The following is a 6706-nucleotide window of genomic DNA, read 5'->3' on the forward strand; positions in this document are numbered from 1 at the left end:
GCGGAACCTGCAGCGCCGCGCCGACGTGCCGGTCGGCGGCGTCCGGCAGCGGGCGGCCCACCGGCGTTCGGTGGCCGCGCAGCTCGACGCGCTGCACGCCGAGATGGACGCCCATCTCGGCGGACCCGGCGACCGGCACTGAACCGGATGGTTCCGGCCCGTCGCGACACCGGTTCGTGATGAGATGTGCGCGTCGTCCTAGACCTCGGGGGGCCTTTCATGCGTCCATCTCGTCTCCTGCCGCTGCTGGCGGCCGTCGCGGTGCTGCTCGTGCCGCTGCTGGCGGCGCCGACCGCGTCCGCAGCCGCCGCGCCGACCGTGACCGCCGTCGCGAGCGACCGCGGGTCCACCGCCGGTGGCTCGTTCGTCACGCTGCGCGGCACCAACTTCACCGGCGTGCACACCGTCGCGTTCGGCTCGACCAAGACCAGGAACTTCCGGGTGTGGTCGTCCACCGAGATGACGGTGCGCGTGCCCAAGCACGGCGCCGGCACCGTCTACGTCCGCGTCGCCCGGCCCGGCAAGGCGTCGGCCGCCTCGACGAAGGCCCGCTACCGCTACGTGACGCCGACCAGCCCGGTGCTGCGTCCGTCCGGCGGACGCCCGGCGCCGGCTGTCTCGACGGTGGACGACGAGGGCTACCTGCCCGTCGCGGCCGACCTGTCGTGCACGTCGGCCACCTTCTGCGGCGCCGTGGGTGACCTCGGCCTCAGCGTGCTGGACGGCGACCAGTGGTCGGCCGTGACCCCGACCGGCCGCGGCACCGCCACGCCGCTCGTCTCGTGCGACGACGAGTTCTGCATGGCCTACAGCACCGACGGCCACCGTTGGCGCTACCAGGACGGCACCTGGACCGACCTCGGCGCGCTCGCCGGCGTCAAGAACCTCTCGTGCGTCGCCGACCGCGGCGGCGTGTGCATCGCCGAGGCCGGGCAGCGCGCCTACCTCTACCGCAACGGCGCCTGGGGCGGCGCCCTGAACCCGGTCAGCGGCGGCGTCGCCGGCGCCTCGTGCACGCCGACCGGCTGCGTGGTCACGTCCCGCACCAAGTACTGGCGCACCTACTCGTTCGCGAGCAACGCCTGGGTCGCGCAGCGTCCCATGTACGCCACGTCGGCCCTGCGCAGCAGCTCGCTGACCAAGGACGTCACGGGCCAGCTGCAGTGCACCTCGACCCAGTGGTGCCTGAGCCTGGGCAAGATCCAGCAGACGACCTCGTCGACCAACGGCGACCAGAACTACGCCATCCTGAGCGGGGGCCAGGCCTGGAGCATCGCCCGTGTCCGGGACGCCAGCAACGCCACCGTGCCGAACGGGAACGGTCGCACGCAGATCAAGGAGTGCCAGGACGGACGCTGCGTCGTGGGCACCTTCTTCGAGTGGGACGTGGACGGCGCCGGCTCCAGCGAGTGGACCGTCTATGACGGCACCGGGTTCACGGCTCCCAGCCGCACGACCCCGACCAGGGACGTCGACGCGCTCTCGTGCTGGCAGGTCACCGCGAAGTGCCGCGGCTCGAGGCCGGACGCGACCGCACGGTCACCGGCTGAGCCCACCCCGCACGAAACCCGCACGGTCGTCCGCCGCTCGGGCGCGGACGGCGTGCGGCTGTTTCACTGAGGACTCCTGATCGGGGTGGTCCTGGTGTCGGTTCGTGCGTCGCGTCGTGTCCCGGTGCTCGTAGCGGTGCTGGTCGTGCTGCTGGGCCTGGCGTCCCCGGCCACCGCCCGGACGACCACGTCCGCGGAGCAGGCCCGGGGCGAGGCCGCTGCCGTCACGCCCGTCGTCACGGGCATCGCGGCCGACGGCAGCCCGGTCGCGGGCGGGCGCATCGTCACGCTGCGCGGCGCCGGGTTCAACGGCGTGTACGTCGTCGCGTTCGGCTCAGTCCGCACCCGGAACCTGCACGTGTGGTCGTCCACCGAGATCACCGTCCGGGTGCCGCGCCACGGGCCCGGGATCCTCGACGTCCGGGTCGCGCGGCCCGGGCGGGCCTCGACCGCCACGAGCCTGTCGAAGTTCCAGTACTACCGGACCGAGGTGCCTCCCCGTCTGCAGGCCCAGGGTCCCGCGACCGTCGCCCCGCCGGTGAGCACCGTGAGCAGCCGGACCGTCGCGGCGCTCTCCTGTCCCGAGGAGACGTTCTGCGGGGCGGTCGGCGACCGGGGGCTGAGCACCTACCGGGACGGGGCGTGGACCGCCGTGACGCCCACCGGCACGGGATCGGAGCCGGTCGCCATCGACTGCTCTGACGAGACCGCGTGCATGGCGTACGGCGTGGACGGCCACACCTGGCGCTTCAACCGCACGACGTGGACGGACCTCGGCTCGATCCCCGGGCTGCGCTCGCTGTCCTGCGCGAGCCGCAGCTGCATCGCCACGGCGGGCCGTCTCGTGCACGTGTACCGGAACGGAGGCCGTTGGAGCGCCGGCCTGGACGTCGTGCCCGGCGGTGCCTCGGCCGCGTCCTGCACGGAGAACGGGTGCGTCGTGACCTCCCGCGGCACCGACCGTTTCCGCATCTACTCGATGGTCACCGACACCTGGGCGCCGGTGCGGACGATGTACGCGTCCTCGGGCCTGCGGCACAGCTCGCTCACGCGGGCGGTCGTCGGTGAGCTGCAGTGCACCGGCCGGGAGCGCTGCGTCAGTGCCGGCCAGCCGGACCCGCGCACCGGGGTGCAGCAGGTCGCGTACTTCACCGGACGGGCCTGGAGCATCGGGTACGCGCACGCCACGTCGGTGAAGCAGCCGCGGCGCGGGACGGTCAGCCTGCGCGACTGCTCGTACTGGTACTGCGTGGTGCTCGTCGACGGACGGACCTCCGCGGGAGCGCCCTACCGCGACTGGTTCCTGCTCGACAGGGACGTGGCCGCGAGCCCGTCCGGGCTGCGCGGGTTCGACGCCGTCTCCTGCTACGACTCGATCGCCTGCTGGGGCCTGCGGCGGGGCACCTTCCAACGGGTGGGGCCGGCGCCGCGCTGACGGCCCTTGCCGTGCCCACCGGGACGCGCCTACCGTCCGGACATGGAGCTCTTCGCCGGTCTGCCGGTCACCGAGATCGGCCGTGCGTGTGCCTGGTACGAGCGGTTCCTGGGGGAGCCGGCCACGTTCGTGGCGTCCCCGCAGGAGTCGGTCTGGGACCTGGACGACGGCCGGGCGATCTTCGTCGAGCACGCGCCGGAGCACGCCGGGCACGCGCGCGTCCTGCTGTTCGTGGACGACCTGGAGGCGCAGGTGTCGGCCACCGCGGAGCGCGGCATCGAGCCGGTCTCGCGCGAGGAGTACCCCAACGGCGTCCGCAAGGCGAACTACCTCGACCCGGACGGCAACCAGGTCGGCCTGGGTGGCGTGGTGGTCGCCGACGCCGGGGGAGCGGAGTAGGGCCCACGGACGCGCACGGGCCCGGTTCCGAGTGGAACCGGGCCCTGCGGTGGAAGTCTGTCGTGCTGCGGTCTGGTCAGGCCTCGTCGTCGGCCGCGATCGCCGGGGTCGCCACCAGGCGTCCGGTCTCGTCGTGGATGCGGCTCGAGACCTCGCGCAGCTTGTCCTCGTGCTCACGGGCGTGGTGCGCGCAGAACAGCAGCTCGCCGCCGCTGCCGAGCGTGACCCGCACGTAGGCCTGGGCGCCGCAACGGTCACACCGGTCGGTGGCGTTCAGCGTGGGCTCTGCGAGTGTCTCCACAGTGACCTCTTTCCTCGGTCGTTCGGGTCCGTGCGTTGTCGCCTAGGTCAACATCCAACCACGGAGGGCTATTCCGGGGCGGTCGAGGTGACCTGTGTCCCACGATCCTTGCCGATGAGCCCAAACCTACGCACCTCGAGGCGTGTCCGGCGCCGTTTCGCCAGGACCCGGTCGTTATCGTGGAGCAGTCAATCTCCCCGGCGTCCCAGGGCGCCACGCACCGAGGCAGGCCGCACCATCGAGAGCACGTACGACGCCCGCAACCTCCTGGTCCTGGAAGGACTCGAGGCGGTCCGCAAGCGACCCGGCATGTACATCGGGTCGACCGACACCCGCGGCCTCATGCACTGCCTGTGGGAGATCATCGACAACGCCGTCGACGAGGCGCTCGGCGGGTTCTGCGAGCACATCGACATCCTGCTGCACGCCGACGGCTCGGTCGAGGTCCGCGACGACGGCCGCGGCATCCCGGTCGACGTGGAGCCCAAGACCGGCCTGACCGGCGTCGAGGTCGTGTTCACCAAGCTGCACGCCGGCGGCAAGTTCGGCGGCGGCTCCTACAACGCCACCGGCGGCCTGCACGGCGTCGGCGCCTCGGTCGTCAACGCGCTGTCGCAGCGCCTGGACGTCGAGGTCGACAAGGGCGGCGCCACGTGGGCGATGTCGTTCCGCCGCGGCGTGCCCGGCGTCTTCGACGGCGACGGCCCGGACGCGCCGTTCACCCCGACCAACGAGCTGCGCAAGGTCGCCAAGGTCAAGAAGACGGTCACCGGCACGCGCGTGCGCTACTGGTCGGACCCGCAGATCTTCATCAAGGACGCCGCGTTCAGCTACGACAACCTGGTCGCGCGGGCGCGTCAGACGACGTTCCTGGTGCCCGGCCTGGAGATCGTCATCCGCGACGAGCGGGCCGGCGAGCTGCACGAGGAGAAGTTCCGTCACGAGGGCGGCATCTCGGAGTTCTGCGACTTCCTGGCCGCCGACGAGCCGGTGACCGACGTGCTGCGCCTGCAGGGCGAGGGCACGTTCACCGAGACCGTCCCGGTGCTCGACGAGCACGGCCACATGACCCCGCAGGACGTCGAGCGCGAGCTCGGCGTCGACATCGCGGTGCGCTGGGGCACGGGCTACGAGACCGACGTGCGCTCGTTCGTCAACATCATCGCCACGCCCAAGGGCGGCACCCACGTCCAGGGCTTCGAGCGGGCCCTCACCAAGACGTTCAACGAGGTGCTGCGTGCGAGCCGCGTGCTCAAGGCCAACGACGCCGACGTCACGAAGGAGGACGTGCTCGAGGGTCTCACCGCCGTCGTCACCGTCCGCCTCGCCGAGCCGCAGTTCGAGGGCCAGACCAAGGAGGTGCTGGGCACCCCGCCGGTGACCCGCATCGTCAACAAGGTCGTCGCCGCCGAGCTGAAGAGCTTCCTGACCTCGACGAAGGCCGCGCAGAAGACCAAGGCCCGCTCGGTCATGGACAAGGTGGCCTCGGCCGCCCGCACCCGCCTGCTCGCCCGCCAGCAGCGCGACACCCAGCGGCGCAAGAACGCGCTGGAGTCCAGCGCCCTGCCGGCCAAGCTGGCCGACTGCCGCGCCACGGACGCCGAGCGCACCGAGCTGTTCATCGTGGAGGGCGACTCCGCGCTCGGCACGGCGAAGGCCGCGCGCGACTCGGAGTTCCAGGCGCTGCTGCCGATCCGCGGCAAGATCCTCAACGTCCAGAAGGCGTCGATCGGCGACATGCTGAAGAACGCCGAGTGCTCGTCGATCATCCAGGTCGTCGGCGCCGGATCGGGCCGCACGTTCGACCTCGACGCCGCGCGCTACGGCCGGGTCATCTTCATGGCCGACGCCGACTCCGACGGCGCGCACATCCGCTGCCTGCTGGCGACGCTGTTCTTCCGCTACATGCGTCCGCTCGTCGAGGCCGGCCGGGTCTACTCCGCCGTCCCGCCGCTGCACCGCATCGAGCTGGTCAACCCCAGGAAGGGCCAGGACAAGTACGTCTACACGTACTCCGACCCCGAGCTGCAGCGCACGCTCGCCTCGCTGGCCAAGAAGGGCGTCCGCTGGAAGGACCCGGTCCAGCGCTACAAGGGTCTGGGCGAGATGGACGCGCACCAGCTGGCCGAGACCACGATGGAGCCGCGCCACCGCACGCTGCGCCGGCTCACGATGGACGACGCCGAGGAGGCGAGCAACGTCTTCGAGCTGCTGATGGGCAACGAGGTTGCCCCCCGCAAGCAGTTCATCGTGGCCAACGGCGGCAACATCTCCGACGACGACCTCGACTTCTGAGCGACGCGGCGCACCGGGGGTGCGCCGCGTGGCGCGGACGTGTTCACTGGGCCTCGCCGGGGTACTCTCCCCGGCCCACGCCGCGCGTCCGGCGTTGCTCAGAGGGAGACGATCCTGCACTCCACGGCAGACCTCGTGGTCCTGCTCGACGGCGACGACCGCCCGTCGGGCACCGCGCTCCGCAGCCAGGTCCACACGACCAGCACGCCGCTGCACCTCGCGTTCTCGTGCTACCTGCTCGACGACCGCGGACGGGTGCTGCTGACCCGCCGCGCGATCTCGAAGCAAACCTTCGCGGGGGTCTGGACGAACTCCTATTGCGGACACCCGCGTCCGCAGGAGTCGATGGAGGCCGCCGTGCACCGTTACGCCGAGCGAGAGCTGGGGACGACGATCCGCGAGCTGCGCTGCCTGCTGCCGTCCTTCCGCTACCACGCGGTCGACGCGTCCGGGATCGTGGAGAACGAGCTCTGCCCGGTGTTCGTCGCCGTCGTGGACGGCGCGCTGGACCCGGACCCCGACGAGGTCGGCGACCTGCGCTGGGTCACCCCGGACGAGCTGCGCGCCGCGGTCGACGCCGCGCCGTGGGCGGTCAGCCCGTGGATGGTCGAGCAGCTGGCCGCGCTCCGCGAGGCCGGGGAGACGCTGGAGACGGTGCGATGACCGGCTGGGACGCCGGCCTGGACGCGCGCCTCGAGCGCGCGTCGCCGCGCTGTGGGGCCGACG

Annotated in this window: 6 protein-coding genes; 5 read left to right on the forward strand and 1 reads right to left on the reverse strand. The window is 72.0% G+C overall.

Features of this window, described 5'->3' with window-relative positions; translation table 11 throughout:
- The first annotated feature begins 219 nt into the window (after positions 1-219).
- The 3 genes from AC2W7G_RS06950 to AC2W7G_RS06960 are packed head-to-tail and all read left to right on the forward strand — an operon-like array spanning position 220 to position 3384.
- Positions 220-1620 (forward strand): IPT/TIG domain-containing protein, encoded by a 1401-nt coding sequence (locus tag AC2W7G_RS06950; protein WP_485867792.1) that lies wholly within the window; start codon positions 220-222, stop codon positions 1618-1620.
- A gap of 54 nt (positions 1621-1674) precedes the next feature.
- Complete coding sequence (locus tag AC2W7G_RS06955) at positions 1675-2985, forward strand: IPT/TIG domain-containing protein (protein WP_485867793.1); 1311 nt, start codon at positions 1675-1677, stop codon at positions 2983-2985.
- 42 nt (positions 2986-3027) lie between these two features.
- Complete coding sequence (locus AC2W7G_RS06960; RefSeq protein ID WP_485867794.1) at positions 3028-3384, forward strand: VOC family protein; 357 nt, start codon at positions 3028-3030, stop codon at positions 3382-3384.
- A gap of 76 nt (positions 3385-3460) precedes the next feature.
- Here the strand turns inward: AC2W7G_RS06960 and AC2W7G_RS06965 are convergent, their stop codons facing one another.
- Positions 3461-3685, reverse strand: a complete 225-nt coding sequence (locus tag AC2W7G_RS06965) for a DUF7455 domain-containing protein (protein WP_131402319.1) — start codon at positions 3683-3685, stop codon at positions 3461-3463.
- Between the two features lie 114 nt (positions 3686-3799).
- Here AC2W7G_RS06965 and AC2W7G_RS06970 point away from each other — a divergent pair, with 114 nt between their 5' ends.
- Together AC2W7G_RS06970 and idi are read left to right on the forward strand one after the other, a co-directional pair.
- Positions 3800-5980, forward strand: coding sequence for a DNA gyrase/topoisomerase IV subunit B (locus AC2W7G_RS06970; RefSeq protein WP_485867795.1), 2181 nt, complete (start codon positions 3800-3802; stop codon positions 5978-5980).
- Positions 5981-6115: 135 nt separating this feature from the next.
- The gene (idi, locus tag AC2W7G_RS06975) at positions 6116-6643 is read left to right on the forward strand and encodes an isopentenyl-diphosphate Delta-isomerase (protein ID WP_485867796.1); all 528 of its coding nucleotides are present in this window, start codon (positions 6116-6118) and stop codon (positions 6641-6643) included.
- The last annotated feature ends 63 nt before the right edge of the window (positions 6644-6706 follow it).

It is taken from the genome of Aeromicrobium sp. PFPM2_SD2 (assembly GCF_057364525.1).